The 20,092-nt window shown below is 71.5% G+C and carries 24 protein-coding genes; 15 read left to right on the forward strand and 9 right to left on the reverse strand.

All coding sequences use genetic code 11. The features are described 5' to 3' along the window. Nucleotides 1-42 precede the first annotated feature (42 nt). Nucleotides 43-405 (forward strand): tetratricopeptide repeat protein, encoded by a 363-nt coding sequence (locus tag ACYSUO_RS31000; protein ID WP_461779523.1) that lies wholly within the window; start codon nucleotides 43-45, stop codon nucleotides 403-405. Nucleotides 406-420: 15 nt separating this feature from the next. On the opposite strand, the gene ACYSUO_RS31005 is transcribed toward ACYSUO_RS31000, so the two are convergent. Next, a complete protein-coding gene (locus tag ACYSUO_RS31005; protein WP_461779524.1) occupies nucleotides 421-711 on the reverse strand; it encodes a DUF6343 family protein in 291 nt (96 codons plus the stop codon). 112 nt (nucleotides 712-823) lie between these two features. Here ACYSUO_RS31005 and ACYSUO_RS31010 point away from each other — a divergent pair, with 112 nt between their 5' ends. Next, nucleotides 824-1,504 carry a class I SAM-dependent methyltransferase gene (locus tag ACYSUO_RS31010; protein ID WP_461779525.1) on the forward strand — a complete coding sequence of 227 codons (681 nt, stop codon included), beginning with the start codon at nucleotides 824-826 and terminating at the stop codon, nucleotides 1,502-1,504. Between the two features lie 107 nt (nucleotides 1,505-1,611). Next, nucleotides 1,612-2,022 carry a DoxX family protein gene (locus ACYSUO_RS31015; protein WP_461779526.1) on the forward strand — a complete coding sequence of 137 codons (411 nt, stop codon included), beginning with the start codon at nucleotides 1,612-1,614 and terminating at the stop codon, nucleotides 2,020-2,022. A 118-nt stretch (nucleotides 2,023-2,140) separates the two neighbouring features. On the opposite strand, the gene ACYSUO_RS31020 is transcribed toward ACYSUO_RS31015, so the two are convergent. Next, entirely contained in the window at nucleotides 2,141-2,569 is a 429-nt protein-coding gene (locus ACYSUO_RS31020; RefSeq protein ID WP_461779527.1) for an RNA-binding S4 domain-containing protein, read from the reverse strand. A gap of 139 nt (nucleotides 2,570-2,708) precedes the next feature. On the opposite strand from ACYSUO_RS31020, the gene ACYSUO_RS31025 reads away from it, so the two are divergent. From ACYSUO_RS31025 to pip, 5 genes are read left to right on the forward strand one after another with little or no spacing between them, the layout of a single operon-like run. Beyond that, nucleotides 2,709-4,085, forward strand: coding sequence for a M20/M25/M40 family metallo-hydrolase (locus ACYSUO_RS31025; protein WP_461779528.1), 1,377 nt, complete (start codon nucleotides 2,709-2,711; stop codon nucleotides 4,083-4,085). After that, on the forward strand, nucleotides 4,082-5,614 hold the full coding sequence (locus ACYSUO_RS31030; protein WP_461779529.1) for a YfcC family protein: 1,533 nt from the start codon (nucleotides 4,082-4,084) through the stop codon (nucleotides 5,612-5,614). The genes ACYSUO_RS31025 and ACYSUO_RS31030 overlap by 4 nt, the downstream gene beginning before the upstream one ends. Nucleotides 5,615-5,631: 17 nt before the next feature. Next, the gene (locus tag ACYSUO_RS31035; RefSeq protein ID WP_461779530.1) at nucleotides 5,632-6,381 is read left to right on the forward strand and encodes a uracil-DNA glycosylase; all 750 of its coding nucleotides are present in this window, start codon (nucleotides 5,632-5,634) and stop codon (nucleotides 6,379-6,381) included. Between the two features lie 9 nt (nucleotides 6,382-6,390). Beyond that, the gene (locus ACYSUO_RS31040; protein ID WP_461779531.1) at nucleotides 6,391-7,593 is read left to right on the forward strand and encodes a nitrate/nitrite transporter; all 1,203 of its coding nucleotides are present in this window, start codon (nucleotides 6,391-6,393) and stop codon (nucleotides 7,591-7,593) included. Nucleotides 7,594-7,634: 41 nt separating this feature from the next. Further along, complete coding sequence (gene pip / locus ACYSUO_RS31045; protein ID WP_461779532.1) at nucleotides 7,635-8,636, forward strand: prolyl aminopeptidase; 1,002 nt, start codon at nucleotides 7,635-7,637, stop codon at nucleotides 8,634-8,636. On the opposite strand, the gene ACYSUO_RS31050 is transcribed toward pip, so the two are convergent. Together ACYSUO_RS31050 and ACYSUO_RS31055 are read right to left on the reverse strand one after the other, a co-directional pair. Next, the gene (locus ACYSUO_RS31050; protein ID WP_461779533.1) at nucleotides 8,614-9,027 is read right to left on the reverse strand and encodes a (2Fe-2S) ferredoxin domain-containing protein; all 414 of its coding nucleotides are present in this window, start codon (nucleotides 9,025-9,027) and stop codon (nucleotides 8,614-8,616) included. The genes pip and ACYSUO_RS31050 overlap by 23 nt on opposite strands. A 20-nt stretch (nucleotides 9,028-9,047) precedes the next feature. Then, the gene (locus ACYSUO_RS31055) at nucleotides 9,048-9,713 is read right to left on the reverse strand and encodes a GntR family transcriptional regulator (RefSeq protein WP_461779534.1); all 666 of its coding nucleotides are present in this window, start codon (nucleotides 9,711-9,713) and stop codon (nucleotides 9,048-9,050) included. 146 nt (nucleotides 9,714-9,859) lie between these two features. Here ACYSUO_RS31055 and ACYSUO_RS31060 point away from each other — a divergent pair, with 146 nt between their 5' ends. Next, nucleotides 9,860-11,323, forward strand: a complete 1,464-nt coding sequence (locus ACYSUO_RS31060) for an NCS1 family nucleobase:cation symporter-1 (protein ID WP_461779535.1) — start codon at nucleotides 9,860-9,862, stop codon at nucleotides 11,321-11,323. Between the two features lie 181 nt (nucleotides 11,324-11,504). Here ACYSUO_RS31060 and ACYSUO_RS31065 read toward each other — a convergent pair whose 3' ends face one another. After that, nucleotides 11,505-12,092, reverse strand: coding sequence for a hypothetical protein (locus tag ACYSUO_RS31065; RefSeq protein WP_461779536.1), 588 nt, complete (start codon nucleotides 12,090-12,092; stop codon nucleotides 11,505-11,507). Between ACYSUO_RS31065 and ACYSUO_RS31070 the strand changes: the two genes are divergently transcribed. Continuing rightward, nucleotides 12,079-12,858: a nucleotidyltransferase domain-containing protein gene (locus tag ACYSUO_RS31070; RefSeq protein ID WP_461779537.1), complete on the forward strand. Its 780-nt coding sequence runs from the start codon at nucleotides 12,079-12,081 to the stop codon at nucleotides 12,856-12,858. The two genes, ACYSUO_RS31065 and ACYSUO_RS31070, sit on opposite strands and share 14 nt — an antisense overlap. Here the strand turns inward: ACYSUO_RS31070 and ACYSUO_RS31075 are convergent. After that, complete coding sequence (locus ACYSUO_RS31075) at nucleotides 12,846-13,388, reverse strand: 2'-5' RNA ligase family protein (protein ID WP_461779538.1); 543 nt, start codon at nucleotides 13,386-13,388, stop codon at nucleotides 12,846-12,848. The genes ACYSUO_RS31070 and ACYSUO_RS31075 overlap by 13 nt on opposite strands. Before the next feature lie 137 nt (nucleotides 13,389-13,525). Here ACYSUO_RS31075 and ACYSUO_RS31080 point away from each other — a divergent pair, with 137 nt between their 5' ends. Beyond that, nucleotides 13,526-15,337, forward strand: a complete 1,812-nt coding sequence (locus ACYSUO_RS31080) for an FUSC family protein (protein ID WP_461779539.1) — start codon at nucleotides 13,526-13,528, stop codon at nucleotides 15,335-15,337. 25 nt (nucleotides 15,338-15,362) lie between these two features. Here the strand turns inward: ACYSUO_RS31080 and ACYSUO_RS31085 are convergent, their stop codons facing one another. Further along, nucleotides 15,363-16,334: an endonuclease/exonuclease/phosphatase family protein gene (locus ACYSUO_RS31085; protein WP_461779540.1), complete on the reverse strand. Its 972-nt coding sequence runs from the start codon at nucleotides 16,332-16,334 to the stop codon at nucleotides 15,363-15,365. Between the two features lie 200 nt (nucleotides 16,335-16,534). Between ACYSUO_RS31085 and ACYSUO_RS31090 the strand changes: the two genes are divergently transcribed. Together ACYSUO_RS31090 and ACYSUO_RS31095 are read left to right on the forward strand one after the other, a co-directional pair. Next, nucleotides 16,535-17,227 carry a DUF899 domain-containing protein gene (locus tag ACYSUO_RS31090; protein WP_461779541.1) on the forward strand — a complete coding sequence of 231 codons (693 nt, stop codon included), beginning with the start codon at nucleotides 16,535-16,537 and terminating at the stop codon, nucleotides 17,225-17,227. Between the two features lie 172 nt (nucleotides 17,228-17,399). Continuing rightward, nucleotides 17,400-17,582 (forward strand): hypothetical protein, encoded by a 183-nt coding sequence (locus tag ACYSUO_RS31095; protein WP_327663877.1) that lies wholly within the window; start codon nucleotides 17,400-17,402, stop codon nucleotides 17,580-17,582. A 24-nt stretch (nucleotides 17,583-17,606) separates the two neighbouring features. On the opposite strand, the gene ACYSUO_RS31100 is transcribed toward ACYSUO_RS31095, so the two are convergent. Beyond that, nucleotides 17,607-18,083, reverse strand: coding sequence for a hypothetical protein (locus ACYSUO_RS31100; RefSeq protein WP_461779542.1), 477 nt, complete (start codon nucleotides 18,081-18,083; stop codon nucleotides 17,607-17,609). 57 nt (nucleotides 18,084-18,140) lie between these two features. Next, a complete protein-coding gene (locus tag ACYSUO_RS31105) occupies nucleotides 18,141-18,539 on the reverse strand; it encodes an ATP-binding protein (protein WP_461779543.1) in 399 nt (132 codons plus the stop codon). A gap of 380 nt (nucleotides 18,540-18,919) precedes the next feature. Between ACYSUO_RS31105 and ACYSUO_RS31110 the strand changes: the two genes are divergently transcribed. Together ACYSUO_RS31110 and ACYSUO_RS31115 are read left to right on the forward strand one after the other, a co-directional pair. Beyond that, nucleotides 18,920-19,789: a helix-turn-helix domain-containing protein gene (locus tag ACYSUO_RS31110; protein WP_461779544.1), complete on the forward strand. Its 870-nt coding sequence runs from the start codon at nucleotides 18,920-18,922 to the stop codon at nucleotides 19,787-19,789. Next, a complete protein-coding gene (locus tag ACYSUO_RS31115) occupies nucleotides 19,790-20,062 on the forward strand; it encodes a DUF397 domain-containing protein (protein WP_266720810.1) in 273 nt (90 codons plus the stop codon). It abuts the gene before it with no gap. Nucleotides 20,063-20,092: the final 30 nt, after the last annotated feature.

The following is a 20,092-nucleotide window of genomic DNA, read 5'->3' on the forward strand; positions in this document are numbered from 1 at the left end:
GTCCATGGTGTTGATCCTGTCGACACCAGGAGGAGGTTCGTCGTGCCCGATGCCACCCCGGAGACGCACGTCATCGACTATCGCGCCGCCGAGCAGCTCTTGGCCGCGCGCGATCCGCGCGGAGCGGTGAAGCTCTTGGACGACGTGCTCGCCGTCTACCCGGAGCACACGGCGGCCCGGCTGCTGCGGGCCCGCGCGTTCTTCGCCGCCGCGCAACTGCGGGCGGCCGAGCTGGAGTTCACGATCGTCCTGGAGCGTGAGCCGGACAACGCGTTCGCGCACTTCGCGCTGGCCAGGACGTACGAGCGGTGGTCGCGCCCGCAGCAGGCCCGGCGGCACTTCCGCCTCGCCGCCGCGCTCGACCCGAAGCCGGACTACTTGGCGGCGGCCCGCTTCGACGACTGAGCGCCGCCAGGGGCGCTACCGGGGCTTGTGGTACGGCGGGACGTCCCGGCCCGGTTGGTAGTGCGGGCCCTGGCGGATGTGCCGAAGGATCATGAACAGGTCGACCGTCGTGACCAGCCACAGGATTCCGCAGGCCAGCGCCCACCACGGACGGTGCGCGAGCAGGAACGCGACGGCGCCGAAGACGGTCCACACCAGCCCGAACAGTGCGAGGCCGAGCCGCAGGCGCAGCGGGCTGCGGGCCGTGACCGGCTCGTCACCGGTGCGGACGAAGCGCGGCGGGTGTGGCGGGGGCGTCGGGCGCATGGTCACCATCCCCTCGGGGTGCTGCACCTCCCAGCATGCCACTCACGGGTGAAGCGGCGTAGGGCGGGAACGGGGTCCGCGGGCGGTTCGTTGGGCCTGCATGGGTCTTGAGATGCGTACGGGATACGAGGGCACGGGGCCGGGCGCGATCACGCCGGACGGCTGTGCCGTGGAGCTGTACTCGCGGCTCGCGGTCGAGGACGAGCCGGAGGTCGTCGCGGGCGCCGTGCCTGCCGGCGCGACCCTGCTGGAACTCGGCTGCGGGGTCGGCCGCGTGACGCACCCCCTCGTCGAGCGGGGATTTCGGGTGACGGCGGTGGACGAGTCGCCTCAGATGCTGGAGCGGGTCAGAGGTGCGCGTACGGTGCGCGGCGCCATCGAGAGCCTCGACCTCGGCGAGACGTTCGACGCGGTGCTGCTCGGGTCCATCCTCGTCCACACCGGGGACGCGGAGGTGCGGGCGGGGATGCTGGCCGCCTGTCGGCGCCATGTGGCGGACGACGGCTGTGTGTTGATCCAGCGCGAGCGGCCGGGGGCGCACGAGAACCTGCCGCGTGAGGTGACCGGGCCCGGCGGTGGGTTCACGATCCGCAAGCTCTATTCGGAGCCGGTCGGCGACGGGGTGCGGTCGGTGAAGGTCGAGTACGTGTTTCCCGATGCGGTGTGGACGCAGACGTATCGGGCGCGGCCGCTCACCGCGGGGGAGTTCGAAGAGGCCTTGGGGCAGGCGGACTTGAAGGTCGACCGGGTGCTGACGGAGGACGGGGCGTGGGTGCGGGCCGTGCCGGCGTGAGGGTGCGCGGCGCGCGATGAGTTCGGGCGCCGCGCCCGGTCTACCTCTGTGACAGCGCACCGTACCGTGCGGGCCGCGCTCCCCCTTCCTTCACTGAGGAGACCGTCATGTCGAACGCCGCCGCCCTCGCTCCCGTCCGGTCCCGCGCCGCCCGGATCACGCTGCATGCGGTCACCGTCGTCCTCGCCCTCTTCTACGGGGTCGCAAGCGGTCTGCCGAAGCTGATCGCGCATCCCACGGCCGTCGAGGCGTTCAACGGGATCGGGTGGGGTCGGCCCGGGATGTACGCCATCGGGCTCGTCGAAGTCGCGGGCGCCGTAGGTCTGTTGGTGCCTGTGCTCTCCGGGCTCGCGGCGATCGGGCTGAGCATGCTGATGGTGGGCGCGTTCTTCACGCAGGTCATGGCGTTCGGTGGGGAGAACGCGGCGACGCCGGTGGTTCTGCTGGTGCCGCTCGGTGTGGTGGCGTGGGTGCGGAGGGGGCGCAATCGCGAGGTCGTGGAGCTGTTGCGGCGTTGATGTCGTCCGGCCCCGGCCCCGGCGCGCCTCTTGGCGGGCCGGGGTTCGCCTGTGGCGGCCACCCGGTCCCACGGCACGGGGCTCCGCCCGGACCCCGCTGCTCAATCGCCGCAGGGGCTTACTTCGGGTCGAACGTGGAGCGTAGGCGTTCCAGTTCTCGGCGGTCGCGTTTCGTGGGGCGGCCAGCGCCACGGTCGCGGACGGGGACCGGGGCGATCACCTCGCGCGGGGGCGGCGGCGGGGAGTTGTCGACGTAGGCCTCGGCGGCGACCGGCGCCCCGACCCGCTTGCGGATCAGGCGCGTGACCTTCACCAGGCGCTCGCGCTCGCCGGGCCGCCGCACCCGCACCTCGTCGCCGATGCGCAGCGCGTAGGCGGGCTTGACGCTCGTCCCGTTGACCTTGACGTGCCCGCCCTTGCAGGCGGCCGCGCCCGCCGAGCGCGTCTTGACCAGGCGTACCGCCCAGATCCAGCTGTCGACCCGCACGCTCCCGCCGCCGCCCGACCCGTCCGGCGCCTGTGGTGTCCCCGGTGTCTGCGATGCCATGCGTCCGACGATAGCCCTGCCCGGGCCCCGCCCCGAACCCGTTGTCGCGACCCTCGGCGAGCCCCGGCCGAACCGCCCCCGCCCAGCCCGGATAATCCGGGCGAAAGGAGCGTAATCGACAGCGAGGGGCACACAAGACATGGACGGCACGGATGCCATCGACCCGACCGGCGACCCGCGGGCCGCGGTCGACCGACTGATGGACGGGCTGCGGTCCGACCTGGAGCGGCTGGCCGCCATCCCCTCCGTCGCTTTCCCCGGCTATCCGGAGGAGCCGGTGCGCGAGGCACACGACCTCCTCGTCGGGCTGCTGCGGGACGCGGGCGTGGAGCACATCGAGACTCTCGACCTGCCCGACACCGCACCGGTGATCTTCGGCGAGATCCCGCCGCCCACGCCCGACGCCCCGACCGTCCTGCTCTACTCCCACTACGACGTGCAGCCGCCCGGCGACGAGAGCCTGTGGAAGTCGCCGCCCTTCGAGCCGACCGAGATCGAGGGCGGACTGCGGGCCCGTGGCATCGCGGACGACAAGTCGAACGTCATCGCGCACCTCGGCATGCTGCGGGCTTTTGGCGGCCGCCCGCCCGTCGGGGTCAAGATCGTGTTCGAGGGGCAGGAGGAGTACGGCAGCCCCTTCGACGGCTACCCGCCGACCGACCCCGAGCGGTTCGCCTGCGACGCCATGGTCATCGCCGATCTCGGCAACCTCCGGCCCGGCACCCCCACCCTCACCACCGGGCTGCGCGGCGCCGCCGAGGTCACCGTCGAGGTCCGCACGCTCGAAGAGGCCCGCCACAGCGGCGAGTTCGGCGGCGCCGCCCCCGACGCCCTGCTCGTCCTCCTCAAGGCCCTGTCCACGCTCCACGACGTGCACGGGGACGTCGCCGTCGAGGGCCTGCGCCGCGACCGGTGGACCGGCGCCGGCTACACCGACGAGGAGTTCCGCGAGCTCGCCGGCGTCGAGGAGGGGCTCCCGCTGCTGGGCAGCGGCACCCTCGGTGAGCGCCTGTGGAGCGGACCCGCCATCACCGTCATCGGCCTCGACGCACCGAGCGTGGCGGGCGCCGCCTCGGCCGTCGTCCCGCACGCCCGCGCCAAGCTGAACCTGCGCTTCCACCCCCAGCAGGACCCGCGCGAGGCCCAGGACCTCCTCGTACGGCATCTGCGGTCGCTGCGGCCCTTCGGCGTCGCGCTCACCGTCACCCCCGGCGACACGGGCCCCGGCTACGAGGCGGACACCGGCGGCCCCGCCTACCGCGCCGCCCGCGCCGCGCTCAAGGAGGCGTGGGGCACCGACGCCTCGTACGTCGCGACCGGCGGCTCCATCCCGCTGGTCAACGGCCTCGCGCAGGCCGCGCCGGGCGCCGAGGTGCTGCTCTTCGGCGCGCAGGACAACCTCTGCAACCTGCACGCCCCCAACGAACGCGTCCTGTTCTCCGAACTGCACGCCACGGTCGTCGCGATGTGCGCGTTCGTGCGCGAGTACGCGGCCGACTTCCGGAGCCGCTCATGAGCACCGCGAACACCACCGAGGCCCCCGAACAGCCCCCGGCGAAGAAGAAGTTCACCTTCCCCAGCGCCCTCACCGTCCTCGCCGTCGTCACGATCGCGATCTGGCTGCTCGCCTTCCTGATCCCGTCGGGGGAGTACGACAGGAACCGTGAGGGCGCGCCCGTCGAGGGCACGTATCAGCGCGTCGACTCCGGGCAGTCCTTCGTCGACCGCCTCAACGACCTGTTCCTCGCCCCGGTCAACGGCCTCTACGGCATCCAGGACCCGAAGACCGCCCTCGTCTCGCCCGACAACTCCGGTGATCTGTACGGCAGTGCGGGCGTTTTTCTGTTCGTGCTCGCCATCGGCGCGTTCATCACCGTCGTCTTCGCGACCGGGGCTCTCGACCGCGGCATCGGCCGCCTCGCCCACCGGCTTCGCGAGCGCGGGGCGCTGCTCATCGCGGGCGTCATGGCCGTCTTCTCCGTCCTCGGCACGGTCGAGGGCTTCGCCGAGGAGACGCTCGGCTTCTACGGCCTGATCGTGCCGCTGATGCTGGCGCTCGGCTACGACCGGATGACGGCGGTCGGCGCGATCATCCTCGGCGCGGGCGTCGGCGTGCTGTGTTCGACGGTCAACCCGTTCGCGACCGGCGTCGCCTCCTCGGCCGCCGACATCTCACTGGGCGACGGCATCGCGCTGCGGTTCGCCATGTGGATCGTGCTGACCGGGGTCACCATCGCGTACGTCATCCGCTACGCGAAACGGGTGCGGCGCGATCCGGCACGCTCGGTCTCGGGCTTCCTGCCGGGGGACCGGGACCTCGACGAGACGGCCACCGAAGCAGCCGACGTGCCCGAACTGACCGGCCTGCACAAGGGTGTTCTGGTCGCCACGGCGCTGGTCTTCGCCTTCATGATCTTCTCGGTGGTGCCCTGGGCGAGCGCCCTGACCGGAGACGCCGACGCTGCCCCGTACGGCTTCGAACTCGACTGGTCCTTCCCGCAGTTGGCGGCGCTGTTCCTGGTCGCGGCCGTGCTCGTGGGGATCGTCGCGCGGATGGGCGAGCAGAAGCTCAGCTCGACGATCGTCCAGGGCGCCGCCGACTTCGTCTCGCCCGCGCTCGTCATCCTGCTGGCCCGCGGCGTCACCGTGATCATGAACAACTCGAAGATCACGGACACGGTGCTGCACACGATCGAGGGCGTCGTGAAGGGCACCTCGTCCGGCGTCTTCGCCATCATCGTCTTCCTCGTGAACCTGCCGCTCGCCTTCCTCATCCCGTCCACGTCCGGACACGCCACCCTCGCCATGCCGATCCTCGCGCCGCTCGCCGACTTCGCGGACGTCTCGCGCGCCGTCGTCGTCACGGCGTGGCAGGCGGCCAGCGGCTGGATGAACCTGTGGGTGCCGACGACCGCCGTCACCATCGGCGGCGTGGCCCTCGCCAAGGTCGGCTACGACAAGTACCTGCGGTTCGTGTGGCCGCTGCTGGCGATCCTGTCCGTGCTGATCTGCGTGTTCGTCGCGCTGGGGGCCGCGTTCACGTAGCCCCTATCGTCGGGTGCATGGACGGTCTCGGTGAACTCGACGAGCGGATCAGCGGCTGCCGGGCCTGCCCGCGGCTCGTCGAGTGGCGTGAGGAGGTCGCGCGCACCAAGCGCGCCGCCTTCGCCGACTGGACGTACTGGGGGCGCCCGGTGCCCGGCTTCGGCCCGCACGACGCGCCGCTCCTGATCGTCGGCCTCGCGCCCGCCGCGCACGGCGCCAACCGCACGGGCCGGATGTTCACGGGGGACCGCTCGGGCGACGTCCTCTACCGGGCCCTGTACGACATCGGGCTCGCGTCCCGGCCGGACGCGGTGAGCGCCGACGACGGGCTGACCCTGCACGGTGTCCGCATCACGTCGCCCGTGCATTGCGCGCCACCCGCCAACAAGCCGACCCCGGCCGAGCGCGACACCTGCCGCCCCTGGCTGGTCCAGGAGCTGAACCTGCTGCGGCCCACCCTGCGCGCGGTCGTCGTGCTCGGCGCGTTCGGCTGGCAGGCGGCGCTGCCGGCGTTCGCCGAGGCGGGCTGGGCGGTGCCGCGCCCGCGCCCGGTCTTCGCGCACGGCGCCCGCGTCGACCTCGCGGGGCTCGAATCAGGAGGCGAAGGGCTCTCCCTCTTCGGCTGCTTCCACGTGAGCCAGCGCAACACGTTCACCGGCCGGCTCACCCCGGAGATGCTGCGCGGCGTGCTGCGGGACGCGGCGCGCGCCGCCGGGCTCCACCCGTTCGGCCCAACTCCGCAGGCCGGAGGCCCGTCCGCTTCCTAGCGTGGCCGTGTGGCAGCACAGACAGCGCAGGAGACGACGTCCAAGCCGCCCGCGGCGGCCTACCGCAACCTCATCGTGGCGACCGTGGGCTTCGCGCTCACGTTCTGGGCATGGAATCTCATCGCTCCGCTCGGCAGTGCCTTCGGCGAGTCCTTGGGGCTCAGCTCGTTCGAGCAGTCCTTCCTGGTCGCCGTGCCGGTGATCGTCGGCTCGCTGGGCCGGATCCCGGTCGGCGCCCTGACCGACAAGTTCGGCGCCAAGTTGATGTTCCCGCTGGTCACCGCGGCGACGATCATCCCCGTGCTGCTCGTGACCGTGGCCAGGGACTCGTACCTGGCCATGGTCCTCGTCGGCTTCCTGCTGGGCCTCGGCGGCACCACGTTCGCCATCGGTGTCCCGCTGGTGAACTCCTGGTTCCCGCCCGCCAAGCGCGGCGCGGCGGTCGGCATCTTCGGCATGGGAATGGGCGGCACGGCGCTGTCCGGCTACCTCACGCCCCGCATCGCCAAGCACGGCGAGAACCTGCCGTTCTACGTCGTCGCGATCGCGCTCGCCGCGTTCGTGGTGATCGCCTGGTTCCTCATCAGCGACCACCCCGGCCGCACCATCCCGACGACCTCGCTCGGCCAACGCCTCGGCGAGGCCGGGAAGTTGAAGGTGACCTGGGAGCTGTCGGCGCTCTACGCGATCGGCTTCGGCGGCATCGTCGCGTACGGCACCTATCTGCCCACGTACCTGAAGACCTGGTACGACCTCGATCCCGTCGACGCGGGCACGAAGGCCGCCGGATTCGCCCTCGTCACCGTGATCTTCCGGCCGATCGGCGGCTGGCTCTCCGACCGGGTCCACCCGGCGGTCGTCACCGCCTGGGCGCTCGCCGTCGTCGCGATCTTCGCCATCGTGCAGGCCTTCAACCCGCATCTGGCCCCGGGCGGCACGATCGACATGCTCGTCATGGGCGCGGGCCTCGGCACCGCGAGCGGCAGCGTCTTCGCCCTCGTCGCACAGGTCACGCCACCGTCCAAGGTCGGCTCGGTCACCGGCATCGTCGGCGCCGTCGGCGGCCTCGGCGGCTTCGTCCCGCCGCTGGTCATGGGCGCAATCTACAGCTCGCAGAACTCGTACTCCATCGGCTTCATGCTGCTGTCCGACCTGGCGCTCGCCGGCTGTGTGTACGCGTACGGGCGGATGCGCAGCATCAAGGTCCATTAACTCGGAGGCGGCGCGCGGCGGGCGGGGAGTAGGTTCGCCGGATGCCTCTGTACCCGCCTCTCGAACCGTATGCCCAGGGCCTGCTGGACGTGGGTGACGGCAACCGGATCCACTGGGAGACCTGCGGCAACCCGCAGGGCAGGCCCGCCGTCGTGCTGCACGGCGGGCCCGGGTCCGGGGCCGCGCCCTTCACCCGGCGCCTGTTCGACCCGAAGCGCTACCGGATCGTGCTGCTCGACCAACGCGGCGCGGGCCGCTCGACGCCGCCGGCGAGCGCGTACGACACCGACATGAGCGTCAATACGCTGCCGAAGCTGATCGCCGACCTGGAGCTGCTCCGCGCCCACCTCGGCATCGAGCGCTGGCTGGTGTGGGGCGTGTCCTTCGGATCGGTGCTGGCCCTGCGGTACGCACAGACGCACCGGGACGCCGTCTCCGAACTGGTCCTGACGGGGCTGGCGACGGGCAGCCAGGAAGAAGTCGACTTGTTGACGCGGGGCCTCGGCGCGGTGTTCCCGGAGGCGTTCGCCGCGTTCCTCGACGGGGTGCCCGCCGACGAGCGGGACGGCGATCTCGCGGCCGCGTACAACCGGCTCCTGGAGTCGCCCGACCCGGCCGTGCGCGAGCGGGCGGCGCTGGCCTGGACCGACTGGGAGACGGCGTGCGTCTCGCAGCCGCCGCGTTCCGTGCCCCGGTACGAGGACCCGGACTTCCGGTACGGCTTCGCGCGCACCGTCACGCACTACTTCTCCCGCAACCACTTCCTGGACGGGCCCGACACGGTGCTGCGTGATCTGCCGCGGCTCAAGGGGCTTCCGGCGGTGGTGGTGCAGGGGAAGGTGGACCTGGGCAATCTGCTCGGCATCCCGTGGCGGCTCGCGCAGGCCTGGCCGGACGCCGAGCTGATCGTCGTGGACGAAGCGGGGCACAACGCGGGCGCGCCCGGCATCACCGATGAACTGGTCGCGGTCCTGGACAGGTTCGACGGGCGGGGCGACCGGTCCAGTGGGCCGGACGGGCTCAGCGGGAGCGGCGCCGCCTGACGCGCTCGCCCTGCGCCTCGATGAACTGCAGCTCCAGGGCGATCGGGGCGGGCGCGAGACCGGGCCCTCCGGCCTCCGCCCACGCCAGGACCTCGTCGGTCGCGTCGTCGCCCATGGACCAGCCGATCCACGTCGCCCTCCCGCCGCGGGCGCGGCCCTGGGCGGAGGGCTGGAGGACGACGACGTTCGCCTGGTCGCACGGCCCGAGGCAGTCGACGACCCGCACGGCGAACCGCCCCTGCGAGGCCCGCGCGGCCGCCTGCCAGCGCTCCAGCTGCCAGTCGTGGTCGTAGCCGGGGTACTTGCGGGCATCGCCGCAGCAGCAGCCCCGGCACACGACGAGGGTGCAGGGGCGGGTGCGGGCGGCGCCGATGAGGGTGGTGGTGCGCACGGGCTCGAGTACTCCTGGTGCTACGCGGTCGGTTCGTCGTCGAAGAGATGACGCACGGTGAAGTGGTAGTTGGTGCGGACGTGGGTGAGGGCGACGGCCCGCGCCCGCTCGGCGTCGCCGCCGGCCATCGCCTCGTACAACTCCCGGTGCTCCACGAGCTGTTGGGCCCATTCCTCGGCGCGCCGGGTGAGCCAGCGCAGCCGGCCGCTGACGGGCTGCATCACGGACACGATGAGATCGTTGCGCGCCATCTCCAACAGCCGGTCGTGGAAACGGGAGTTGACGTCGGTGTTGGTCTCGGCGTCGCCCTCGCGTGTGGCACGCGTGGCACGTTCGAGCAGCCCTTCCAGCTCCTTGAGGTCGTCCGGAGTGGCCCGCTCGGCCGCGAGCCCGGCGGCGTAGACCTCCAAGGCCTCGCGCAGCTCGTACAGTTCGGTGACATCGGTGCGGGTCAGGGTGCGCACGACGGCCCTGCGGGGCGTCTCGTACGTCACGAAGCCCTCGGCGAGCAGCGCCCGGATCGCCTCGCGGACGGGGACCCGGGACACCCCGAAGCGCTCGGCGAGCTCCCGCTCGACGAGCCGGTCGCCCGGCCGCCGGTGCCCGCCGATGATGTCCTCGCGCAGGGCCGCGAGCACGCGCTCGCGCACCGCGCCCAGGGGCTCCACCGATCCTGCCGTCGTCATGGGTCCATCTTCGTCGATGTCCCCGAGGGGCAGGGGAAGCGGGGTGGATTTACGGAGATGTAACCGCACGGACATTGCCGGGCGGTGTCGGCAGCGGGACCATCGCGCGGTATTGGTATACCAAACCTTCTCGCCGGAGGAGCGCCATGTCCGTGGCCGAGCCAGTGCGTCCCCAGTCCCTCACCGCCGTGCCGCCCGATCCGCGCCTGACCAACGAGGACCTGGCGCCGGCCCGCGAGCGCAAATGGAAGGTCTACGACCTCTTCGCCCTGTGGATGTCCGACGTCCACAACCTCGGCAACTACACGTTCGCCGCAGGCCTGTTGGTACTCGGCCTCAACGCCTGGCAGGTCTTCACTGCACTGCTCATCGGCTTCATCCTGATCTACATCGGCTGCAACGCGATGGGCCGCATCGGCCAGCGCCACGGAGTGCCGTTCCCGGTCGTCAGCCGGATCAGCTTCGGCGTCTGGGGAGCGAACATCCCGGCACTCATCAGGGCCGTGATCGCCATCATGTGGTACGGAATCCAGACGTACCTGGCGTCGGTGGCGGTGAACGTGATGGTGCTGGCGGCGTTCCCCGGCACGAAGTCATGGACGGAACACTCGTTCCTGGGCCTGCACGCGCTGGGCTGGGCCTCCTTCCTGCTCCTCTGGCTGGTCCAGTCCCTGATCATCACGCGCGGCATGGAGTCGGTCCGCAAGTTCCAGGACTTCTGCGGCCCCGCGATCTGGGTGGTGATGCTCGCGCTGGCGATCTGGATCTGGTCGAAGGCCGGCTGGACGATCTCCCTCACGTCCACACCCCACCCGGTCTCGACGGGCGAACAGTTCCGCCAGTGGTTCGGCGCGATCGGCCTGATCCTCGCCACGTACGGCACGCTGATGCTCAACTTCTGCGACTTCTCCCGCTTCGCGCCCGACTACCGGACCGTGCGCCGCGGCAACTTCTGGGGCCTGCCGATCAACTCAACGGCCTTCGTCGTCCTGTCCGTTGTCGTCACGGCGGGCAGCGTGGAGGTCTTCGGCGAGGCGATCACCGACCCGGCGATGCTGGTGGCGGGGATCGGCAACACCTGGGTCCTGGTCTTCGGCGCCCTGACCTTCGCGATCGCGACGATGGGCGTGAACATCGTCGCCAACTTCGTCTCCCCGGCGTACGACTTGGCGAACGTCTGGCCGCAGAAGATCACGTTCAAGGTGGGCGGCGCGATCTCCACAGTGCTGGCCCTCCTGGTCACGCCATGGAACCTCTACTCGAACCCGGATGTCGTGAACTACTTCCTGGGCGGCCTCGGCGCGTTCCTGGGCCCACTCTTCGGCATCCTGATGCTCGACTACTTCTGGGTGAAGCGGGGCCGGGTGGACACGGAGGCCCTCTTCGACGCCCGCCCGGGCTCCCGCTACTACTACCGCCACGGCGTGAACCCGAAGGCCCTGGCAGCGTTCGTCCCGTCCGCGGCCCTGGCCGTGATCCTCGCCCTGGTCCCGTACTTCGACTCGGTGGCGGCGTATTCGTGGTTCATCGGGACGGCGGTGGGGGCGGGGGTGTACGGGGTGGTGTGCCGATCGGAGCGGATGCGGTCGTACGAGGACACCCCCAGGTAACCCGGCTCGTTACTGAACGTGGTCGGACTCCCTCACCGTCACGTGAGGAACAGGGGCCAGCATGGGGACTCATGCGGTACACGACATCCGAGACGTTCCTCGTGGCGCGGGCCCCATGGGGAACGCTGCGGACCGGGCGACCGAAGTCCGCGCCGCGGCGCCGCCCTCGGCTTTGGCGGGGTCAAGTGAGCCGTTTACCCATCCGGGCGGACACGCGCTCCGTGTCCTTCGTGTGCCACCACTCGAACAAGTTGGTGCGCACGAGGAGTTCAAGAGTGCGCATCGAACTCTCAGTGAGGTCCCCGCTCACCAGGCTCGCGTCTGGGCCGTCATAGGCGAGCGAGACTCGCCAGCGCTCTTCGGACACCTCGACGTCCAGCTCGACAAGTAGCGTCGGACGGATCGTGGAAACGCGTACCGCTAGGACTTCGATGGGGATGCCCGGGTCCTGCCGCTGCACTCCCGAGATCCGCTGGATCAGTTGCTCTTGCACCTGTTCGGCTGTTGCCATTTCAGACTCAACAATTCGATGCTGCGATGGTGTATTCGACGGCTTGTGGCGGTAGCCCCAGCTTGTGGTGCCGCACCTCATGATGACCCTGGCCGGCCCGCGGTGGAACGTGTAGGCCACCTTGTGGTAGCTCTGCCGCTTGCACGGGTTCGACGCGGCGGCTGACGGCGCGGTTGCCGCGTGCGCAGCGCGGTTGGTGAGCGGGTGTGGAGAATTGAGGAGATCATTCTTGACAAGAGGGAGCATGCCAGAGATCACCGACGACCTCTTCCTCGACCGCCTCGCCGACCGGCTCGACGCGCTGCCCGGCGTGCATGCCGTGACGCTGGGTGGGTCGCGGGCGCAAGGGACGCACACCGATGCGAGTGACTGGGACACCGCCGTGTACTACCGGGGCGGCGAGGGGCTGTTCGAGCCCCGGCACCTGCGGGACGTCGGGTGGGAAGGGGAGGTCTCCGAGATCGGGGGGTGGGGCGGGGGCGTGTTCAATGGTGGGGCCTGGCTCAGTGTTGATGGGCGGCGCGTCGATGTGCACTACCGGGATCTGGATGTCGTCGAGCACGAGCTGAGTGAGGCCGAGGAAGGGCGGTTTCGCGTTGAGCCGTTGATGTTTCACCTCGCCGGGATTCCGTCGTATCTCGTTGTCGCCGAGTTGGCCGTGAACCGTGTGTTGCGCGGGCGCGCGCCCCGGCCCGGCGGGTATCCGGCCGCGCTGCGCAAGGTCGCGCCCGAGGTGTGGTGGGGGCGTGCCTCGATCACCCTGGACTACGCGAAGGGGAACAATGCGCCCCTCGGCGGGCGCAGTGAGGTCCTCGGGGCCGTGGCCGGTGCCGCGATGCAGGCGGGGCACGCCGTGCTCGCCGCGCGCGGGGAGTGGGTGACCAATGAGAAGCGGCTGCTGGAGCGGGCCGGGCTGCGGGGGATCGATCGGGTTGTGGCCGATCCCGCGCTGTCGCTCGGAGAACTCGTCGAGCGGGCGCGGGAGTTGATGGCGCGGGTCGTCGCCGAGGCTCAGCAGGGCTGAGGGGCGGCCAGCGGGTACGTGCGGAGGTCGCGCCAGCCCGTTCCCGCGCCCTCCGTCACGATCAGGTTCACCGACTCCACGCGCGCGTGCAGTGGCAGCGCCGGCGTGAACTCCGTCTCCGGGATGTCGTCCGTGCCCGCGCCGCTCGCCAGCGTGAGGTGGGGGTCGAGGCCCTCGTCGCCGAAGATGCCCCGGTACGGGACCGCCTCCGGCCAGCGTTCGCGTATCGACTTCGTCAGGGCGCGGAGGGGGTCCTCCGGGGCCGGGGGCAGGTACAGGACGCCCGGCCAGCGGCGTACCTCGGCGAAGGTGAGCGCGATCTGTGGGGTGGCCGAGAACAGGGCGCGCAGGTCGGCGTCCGTCTCCGGCGTGATCCGGGCCAATGGCAGGAACGGGTAGAGGAGCGTGATGTGGGCCCTCGACGGGGTGCGGGCCAGGGCGTCCGCCTCCGGGACGTGGATGGTCAGGGCCGTGTCGCCGGGAAGATCCGGCCAGCCGCCATGGTTGTCGGGAGTACGTCGCGTGGGCACGGTCAAGTGTCACATTCCGGAAACCTCGCCGTTTCCTCCCCTCCAACAACTCCGCTTACGCTTGAGAAACCAGTTCAGGCTGGCCGACGGCGCCCGGCACCCTCCCGTGTTCGTACGACAGGAGTCTGCTCACCGTCATGCACCGCCCCCATTCGCTTCCGCCCTGGCTGAGCCACGCCCTGCGCGCCCAGCGCGCTCCCGTGCCCTGGCCCGCCGTCGTGCGCGGGGCCCTGGCCGGCGGACCGCTGCTGCTCGTCGCCGTCGCCGCCGGGCGGCCTTCCAGTGGGGTGCTGCTCGCGCTCGGGGCGATGCTCGCCGGGGTCAACGACCGGCCGGGTCCGCGGCTCGCCGCCGTCTCGCGGCTCGGCGGGCCCGCGCTCGCCGGGGCCCTGGGGATGACCGTCGGCAGTTTCATCGGCGGTGGGCTGCCGGCCGGAGCGCTCATCGCCTGCCTCTTCGCCGTGCTCGGGCTCGTGGGCGGCGCCTTCAGTGCCGTCGGGCCCGTCTCGTCCTCCGCCGGAACCCAGTTCCTCGTCACCGTCGCCATAGGTGCCGGGATGCCGCTCCCGGAGCCCGCCTGGCAGCGCGCGCTGCTGTTCGCCGGGGGCGCCGCGTGGCTGATCCTGCTGCGGCTGCTGCTGCCCTCTCCCGTACGTACGAAGGGTCTCGGCTACCTCTACGACGGTGAGCGTGCCGCCGTCGCCTCCGTGTACGAGGCCGTGGCCCGGCTGCTCGACGCCGTCGGCGGACCCGAGGCCCAGGCCCGGCGCGCCGCGCTGACCGCCGCCCTCGACCAGGCGCAGGACGCCCTGCGGCCCGGCCGCTCGGCGGCCACCCGGCGCCTGCGCCGCCAGTACTCCGCCGCCCTCCCGCTCGCCGAGGCCGCCACCGCGCTCGCCTGGACCGGGGACCCGGTGCCCGCCCGGGCCGGGGAGGGGCCGCGTCGGCTCGCCGCCGCCGTGCGGACCGGGGAGGCGCCCGGCGCGCTGCCCGCTCCCGCCCGCGCCGGCGCGGGTCTTCGCGCCCTCGACGAGGCGCTGCTGCGGGCCGCCGAGGCCTTCGACGGGGCCGCTGTCCACCTGCCGTCGGGCCGACGGCGCGCGTCCGTGCGCGGGGTGCTGCGCAGGGTGACCGGTCCCGCGGGGCGCGAGTACGGCGTCCGGGTCGGGCTCTCCTTCGGCGCCAGCGCCGCCGTCGCCCAGGCCCTGCACCCGCTGCACGGGTACTGGCTGCCCGCCACCGCCGTCTTTCTCGTGAAGCCGGACCTCGGACCGCTCGCCTCGCGCGCGCTGTGCCGGGCCGCCGGGACCGTCGCGGGCGCGGCCCTCTTCGCGGGGCTCGCCGCCGTGCTGCCCCAGCCCTTCGGACTCGTCGCGCTCGTCGCCGCCTGCGGGGCGCTGATCCCCGTCGCCACCCGGCACTTCGCCGCGCAGACCGCCGTCGTCACCGTCCTCGTACTGTCCCTGGTGATGGTGGGCGGGGAGCCGATGGCGTCCTGGGGCCGGATCACCGAGACGCTGCTCGCCTGCGCCATCGTGCTGGTCGCCGGGCACCTGCCGCTGCCCGGCGGGCACCGCGGCGGCGGGGTGCGGGTGCGGCTCGACGTCGCGCACGACGCCGCCCGCGCCTACGTACGGCATGTGCTGAGCGAATCCGAGCAAGGCGCCAAGGGCGCCGGGGGAGCGCAGGGCATCGACCGGCACGGGCGGTGGGCGCTGCGCCGCGAGGCGTACCGGACGCTCGCGCAGGCGCGGGCCGCCGTCGACCTCGCCGCCGCCGAACTGCCGGTGCTCGCCCGGCACTCGGACGGCTCGCGGCAGGTGACCGTCGTACTGGAGCGGCTCGTCGACGCGACGACCGCGTGCGCGGTGCAGGTGGACGACACCGGGCGGGTGCCCGAGCAGCACGCGCGCAAGATCGACGTGCTGCTCGCGGAACTCGCCGCGTAAGCCGCGTAAGCCGCGTAACAGGGGCTCAGGGACGCAGGTCGACCCATACGGGGGCGTGGTCGGAGCCCGGCGCGTCCCGCCGCTCGTCCGGATCGTCGCTCACCGACGGCAGCGCCTCGAACTCGGCCTCGGGCTCGGACTGCTCCCGGGACGGGCCCGTGCCCGCGCGCACGACGTGGCCGAGCAGTTCGTGCGAGACGAAGACGTGGTCGATCAGCTCGCGGCGGCCCTCGTGAACCCGCGAGTACCGCTGCTCCTCGGGGATCAGCGGCGCCACGTTCCACAGCCGCCGCGCGTCGCCCTTGTCCGGGTGGTCGAAGCCGGGCGTGCCGATCTCGGAGCCGGGCGGGCCTTGCAGGATCTGGGTGGTCGAGGCGGCCACCTCGTCGTTGAAGTCGCCCATCACGGCGACGCGTACGCCTTGGCCGCCCTCCCCGATGAGGGTGTTAGCGAAGGCGCGCACAGTGGCCGCCTCCGCCGCCCGCCGTTGCAGCGCGTACGCCGCGTAGCGCGCCCGCTCGCCCTCGTCGCGCGGGAAGAACCTGCCGCCCGGATACCCGAGCAGCTTCGACTTGAGGTGGCAGACGGCGGCCGTGAGCCACGTCGCCCGCGTCGAGAAGTGCACGGCGAGCACGCCCCGCCCCATCCGGTCCGCGGTCCTGCCCGTGTCGTCGACCTGCACCGGGCGCAGGTCGGTGGGGAACGAGGCGGTGTCCCCGACCCCGTTCATGAACACGCTGGTGAGGAAGCCGACCCGGATCCCGCGCTCGTCCGGGTACTCGGACAGCAGCACCCGGTACCGGCCGTCGAGCAGCTGCACCAGATCGTCGAGCGCCGCCGGGTCACCGACCTCCTGCACGCCGAGCAGGGTGGGGCTCAGGCTGTTCACCGTGGCGGCCAGCGAGGCCAGTTTCGCCTCGTACGCGGCCTTGTCGCGCGGGCCGTAGGGGCCGCCGGGGCGGTAGAGGTTCTCCAGGTTCCAGGTACCGACGAGCATGGTGTGCTCCGTCCTAGGGCCGGCCCGGACGGGCCGGGGCGGCCAGCGTGCCAGCGGGGCGGCAGGGAAGACAGAACTCCTTCAGGAAATCAGGACCACTTCCAGGAAATCAGGACCACTTCAAAAAACTTTCGCCGCAGCGATGAGTTCCGCACAGCCCTCCGGTCACCCCTCCGAGAGACACGACCCGAGGAGGAACCATGGGGCTGCCGAAGGTGGTCACGCGCGAGGAATGGCGCACCGCGCGCGAGGAACTGCTCGCCCTGGAGAAGGCGGCGACCCGGGCGCGGGACGAACTGAACACACGGCGCCGCGAGTTGCCCATGGTCGAGATCGACAAGTCGTACGTCTTCGAGGGTCCCGACGGGAAGTCGGAGCTGCTCGACCTGTTCGAGGGGCGCGCCCAACTCGTCGTCTACCACTTCATGTTCGCGCCCGACTGGGACGCGGGCTGCCCCAGCTGCTCCGGATTCCTCGACCAGATCGGGCACCTGGCGCATCTGCGGGCCCGCGGCACGGAGTTCGTGGCGGTGTCCCGCGCACCGTTCACCCGGATCCTGCCGTTCAAGGCGCGGATGGGCTGGACGGTGCCCTGGTACTCGTCCCATCTCAGCGATTTCAACCAGGACTTCGGCGCCACGATCACGGGCGAGGACGGCACTCCCCAGGAGCAGCCCGCGATCAGCTGCTTCCTGCGGGAGGGGGAGCGGGTCTTCCACACGTACTCGACGTTCGCCCGCGGCATGGACCACATCGGGTTCACCACGAACCTCCTGGACCTCACCGCTCTCGGCCGCCAGGAGGAGTGGGAGAAACCGGAGGGGCGCGCGTCGGCTCTCGGGGCCCCTGCGGGCAGTGCGCGCGTGCGGTACCACGACGAATACGTCGACTGAGGGCGAACACGTCGACCGAAGACGTCGACCGAGCGGCCTGACCTCGTATCAACTCGGTGTCATTATCGTCACGTTGCGAGCCGGGAGTGCCCCTGTCAGCGTTCTCCCTCATGAAGCGCCCGAACGCGTGGGGCGCCGTACATCGGCACGATCACGGGGGCAGGGACGAACGATGGTCAACGGACGAGTGGTACTGCAACGATTCCCGGCAGGCGGGCCCCGCGGCTCCTGGCCCGCCGAGGAGTACGCGAACCGGCGCCGCCAGGAGGGCCAACCGGCCGAGGTGGTCATGGACTTGGCGACGGACGCGTTCCTGGTGATCGTGCGGGAGCCGGTGGCCGATCTCGTGGGCTGACGCCGTCCGTGGCCGGGCCAAGAACTACGAAGCGCCGACCGACCGCGACCACACCGGCGTGGTCCCCGTGACCCGGCACAGTGCGAGATACAGCGGAATCGGCGGCGTGTACGGCACCGAACCCTCCGGACGGTGCACCAGGGCGGGTGCCCGCGGCACGTCCGGCACCAGCGCGCCCGCCGTGTAGCGCGCGGGCGCGGGCCACTCCAGGGACACATCGGAGTCCGAGGGCACGAGCCACCACCAGTGCGCCCCGTCCGCGTACACACAGCCCATCCGCGGCAGGCGCTTCGCCATCGCCCGGCCGAACTCCTCGGGCACCGCGACGGCGTCGCAGCCGAGCGGTGCGGTCATGCCCGCGGGCACGCTGAGCCGCACGGGAGGCGTGCGGCCCGGACGCGGGACCTCCGCCTGCTCCGGACGCCGGGGACGACGCCTCCGGGCCAATCCGGCCAGCGAGTTCAAGTGCATCGTCCGCTTGCCCGTTGTCACCACGCCCATCCGATCCTGTTTCGCACGTTCGTCGTTCCTCCGCCCGCCGTCCGACAGGGCGGGCGTTCACCAAGCCCATCCGGCGCCGTCCGATGCGCCGGGGACGGGGCCCGGAGGCTGCGGCTCCCGTTCGTCGCGGGGCAGTTCGGCCCAGACCAGGAGACCGGGCCCGGTCTCCTGGGCGCCCCACGCCGTGGCGACCGCGGCCACCAGGAGAAGCCCTCTGCCGTGCTCCTCCTCGGGCGCGACGCGGCCCACGCGGGCGTCACCGGGGATGCACCCCTCGTCCCGTACCGCTATCCGCAGCCGGTCACCGGCGTCGTCACGCAGCTCGCGCAGTTCGCAGTGGATGCGCCGGCTCGCGGTGTGCACGATCGCGTTCGTGACCAGTTCGGACACGACAAGGGCCGCCGCGTCACAGGTGTCCTCGCACGCGCCCCACGCACTGAGGTGGGTGCGCGTCACGCGCCGGGCCTGAGCGGCGGAGCCCGGATGGGGAGCCAGTTCGAAACTGCTGCGACGGGCAGCCGACGGGTGGGCCCCTGTCGGGGTACCCGAACGGTCACCGAGCGTAGTTTCGCCGGCTTCTGTTCCTAAAGGCGCAGACGGAGTCACGCTTGCCACTATCTCCCCGCCATGAACACTTGGCAAGAGGCACTCTGAAAAGTGCAGAGTGGCGTATGCCGTGTGCAGCGGGCATGGCAGACTGCTCGCAGCAGCGCGCCACGCGGCCTCCATCGGGGGTGAATCGCAGGGAAACGGCCGGTGAGGGACGTCTTTCGGACCTTTTCCCGCGATGAAAAGTGGCGGGATTCAGACATCGGGACTACTGGGAGGTAGGGGGCGTGAGCGAACCTCGGTCCGCGCCGACGGTCGGCCAGGTCGTTCTCGGCCGCCGCCTGCAGGACCTTCGCGAGGGCGCCGGGCTCAAGCGCGAGGAGGCCGCGAAAGTACTCCGCGTGACCGCCGCGACGATCCGCCGCATGGAAACCGCCGAGGTCTCCCTGCGCATCCCGTACGTCCAGCTGCTCCTGAAGGCCTACGGCGTCGCCGACGACGAGACCACGTCCTTCGTGCAGCTCGCGGAGGAGGCGAACAAGCCGGGCTGGTGGCAGCGGTACCACGACATCCTGCCCGGCTGGTTCTCCATGTACGTGAGCCTGGAGGGCGCGGCCCGCCTCATCAGGTCGTACGACCCGCACTTCGTGCCCGGCCTGCTGCAGACCGAGGACTACGCGCGCGGGGTGCTGGAATCCGGCGCGATAGGGCGGGCGCTCGCCGAGGACCCGGACGTCGTCGAGCGGCACGTCGCCCTGCGCATGCGGCGCCAGGCCCTGCTCACCCGCGAGGACGCGCCCCGCCTGTGGGTCGTGATGGACGAGACCGCCCTGCGCCGCCCCGTCGGCGACATGGACGTGATGCGCGCCCAGATCGACCGGCTGCTCGAGGCGATGGAGCTGCCGAACGTGACGCTTCAGGTCGCGGAGTTCGCCGCGGGCCCGCACCCGGGCACGTACGGACCCTTCGTCCTGTTCCGATTTGCCATGTCAGAACTGCCGGACATGGTCTACAGCGAGTACCTGACAGGCGCCGTCTACCTCGACGCGCGCCCCGAGGTGGCCACCCACCTCGAAGTCATGGACCGCATGGCGGCGCATGCCGCGACGGCGCAACGCACAAAGGAGATCCTCCGCGATCTCCGCAAGGAGCTGTGAATGGACTCGATCAAGGACCGAATACGCGGCGTCGACGGCGAGCCGATCTACAACGGCATGCCCGCGCGCGAACTCGGCAGCGAAGGCTGGCACAAGCCGTGGAGCGGCGGCAACGGAGGCAACTGCCTCGAAGCCATGAAGCTGGCCGACGGGCGCGTCGCCGTACGTCAGTCCTCGGACCCGGACGGGCCCGCGCTGATCTACACCATCGGTGAGATCACCGCGTTCATCGAAGGGGCGAAGTCGGGGGCCGCGGACTTTCTGCTGTCGTGAAGCGCCACGGATCGCCTGCGTTCAGGTGGG

The organism is Streptomyces sp. UC4497 (genome assembly GCF_054871485.1).

Excerpts from the sequence above, each read along its gene's own strand:
- ACYSUO_RS31005 (WP_461779524.1), bottom strand. The coding sequence starts at position 711 with ATGCGCCCGACGCCCCCGCCACACCCGCCGCGCTTCGTCCGCACCGGT.
- ACYSUO_RS31010 (WP_461779525.1), top strand. The coding sequence starts at position 824 with ATGCGTACGGGATACGAGGGCACGGGGCCGGGCGCGATCACGCCGGAC.
- ACYSUO_RS31015 (WP_461779526.1), top strand. The coding sequence starts at position 1,612 with ATGTCGAACGCCGCCGCCCTCGCTCCCGTCCGGTCCCGCGCCGCCCGG.
- ACYSUO_RS31020 (WP_461779527.1), bottom strand. The coding sequence starts at position 2,569 with ATGGCATCGCAGACACCGGGGACACCACAGGCGCCGGACGGGTCGGGC.
- ACYSUO_RS31025 (WP_461779528.1), top strand. The coding sequence starts at position 2,709 with ATGGACGGCACGGATGCCATCGACCCGACCGGCGACCCGCGGGCCGCG.
- ACYSUO_RS31030 (WP_461779529.1), top strand. The coding sequence starts at position 4,082 with ATGAGCACCGCGAACACCACCGAGGCCCCCGAACAGCCCCCGGCGAAG.
- ACYSUO_RS31035 (WP_461779530.1), top strand. The coding sequence starts at position 5,632 with ATGGACGGTCTCGGTGAACTCGACGAGCGGATCAGCGGCTGCCGGGCC.
- pip (WP_461779532.1), top strand. The coding sequence starts at position 7,635 with ATGCCTCTGTACCCGCCTCTCGAACCGTATGCCCAGGGCCTGCTGGAC.
- ACYSUO_RS31055 (WP_461779534.1), bottom strand. The coding sequence starts at position 9,713 with ATGACGACGGCAGGATCGGTGGAGCCCCTGGGCGCGGTGCGCGAGCGC.
- ACYSUO_RS31060 (WP_461779535.1), top strand. The coding sequence starts at position 9,860 with ATGTCCGTGGCCGAGCCAGTGCGTCCCCAGTCCCTCACCGCCGTGCCG.
- ACYSUO_RS31070 (WP_461779537.1), top strand. The coding sequence starts at position 12,079 with ATGCCAGAGATCACCGACGACCTCTTCCTCGACCGCCTCGCCGACCGG.
- ACYSUO_RS31080 (WP_461779539.1), top strand. The coding sequence starts at position 13,526 with ATGCACCGCCCCCATTCGCTTCCGCCCTGGCTGAGCCACGCCCTGCGC.
- ACYSUO_RS31085 (WP_461779540.1), bottom strand. The coding sequence starts at position 16,334 with ATGCTCGTCGGTACCTGGAACCTGGAGAACCTCTACCGCCCCGGCGGC.
- ACYSUO_RS31090 (WP_461779541.1), top strand. The coding sequence starts at position 16,535 with ATGGGGCTGCCGAAGGTGGTCACGCGCGAGGAATGGCGCACCGCGCGC.
- ACYSUO_RS31095 (WP_327663877.1), top strand. The coding sequence starts at position 17,400 with ATGGTCAACGGACGAGTGGTACTGCAACGATTCCCGGCAGGCGGGCCC.
- ACYSUO_RS31100 (WP_461779542.1), bottom strand. The coding sequence starts at position 18,083 with ATGGGCGTGGTGACAACGGGCAAGCGGACGATGCACTTGAACTCGCTG.
- ACYSUO_RS31115 (WP_266720810.1), top strand. The coding sequence starts at position 19,790 with ATGGACTCGATCAAGGACCGAATACGCGGCGTCGACGGCGAGCCGATC.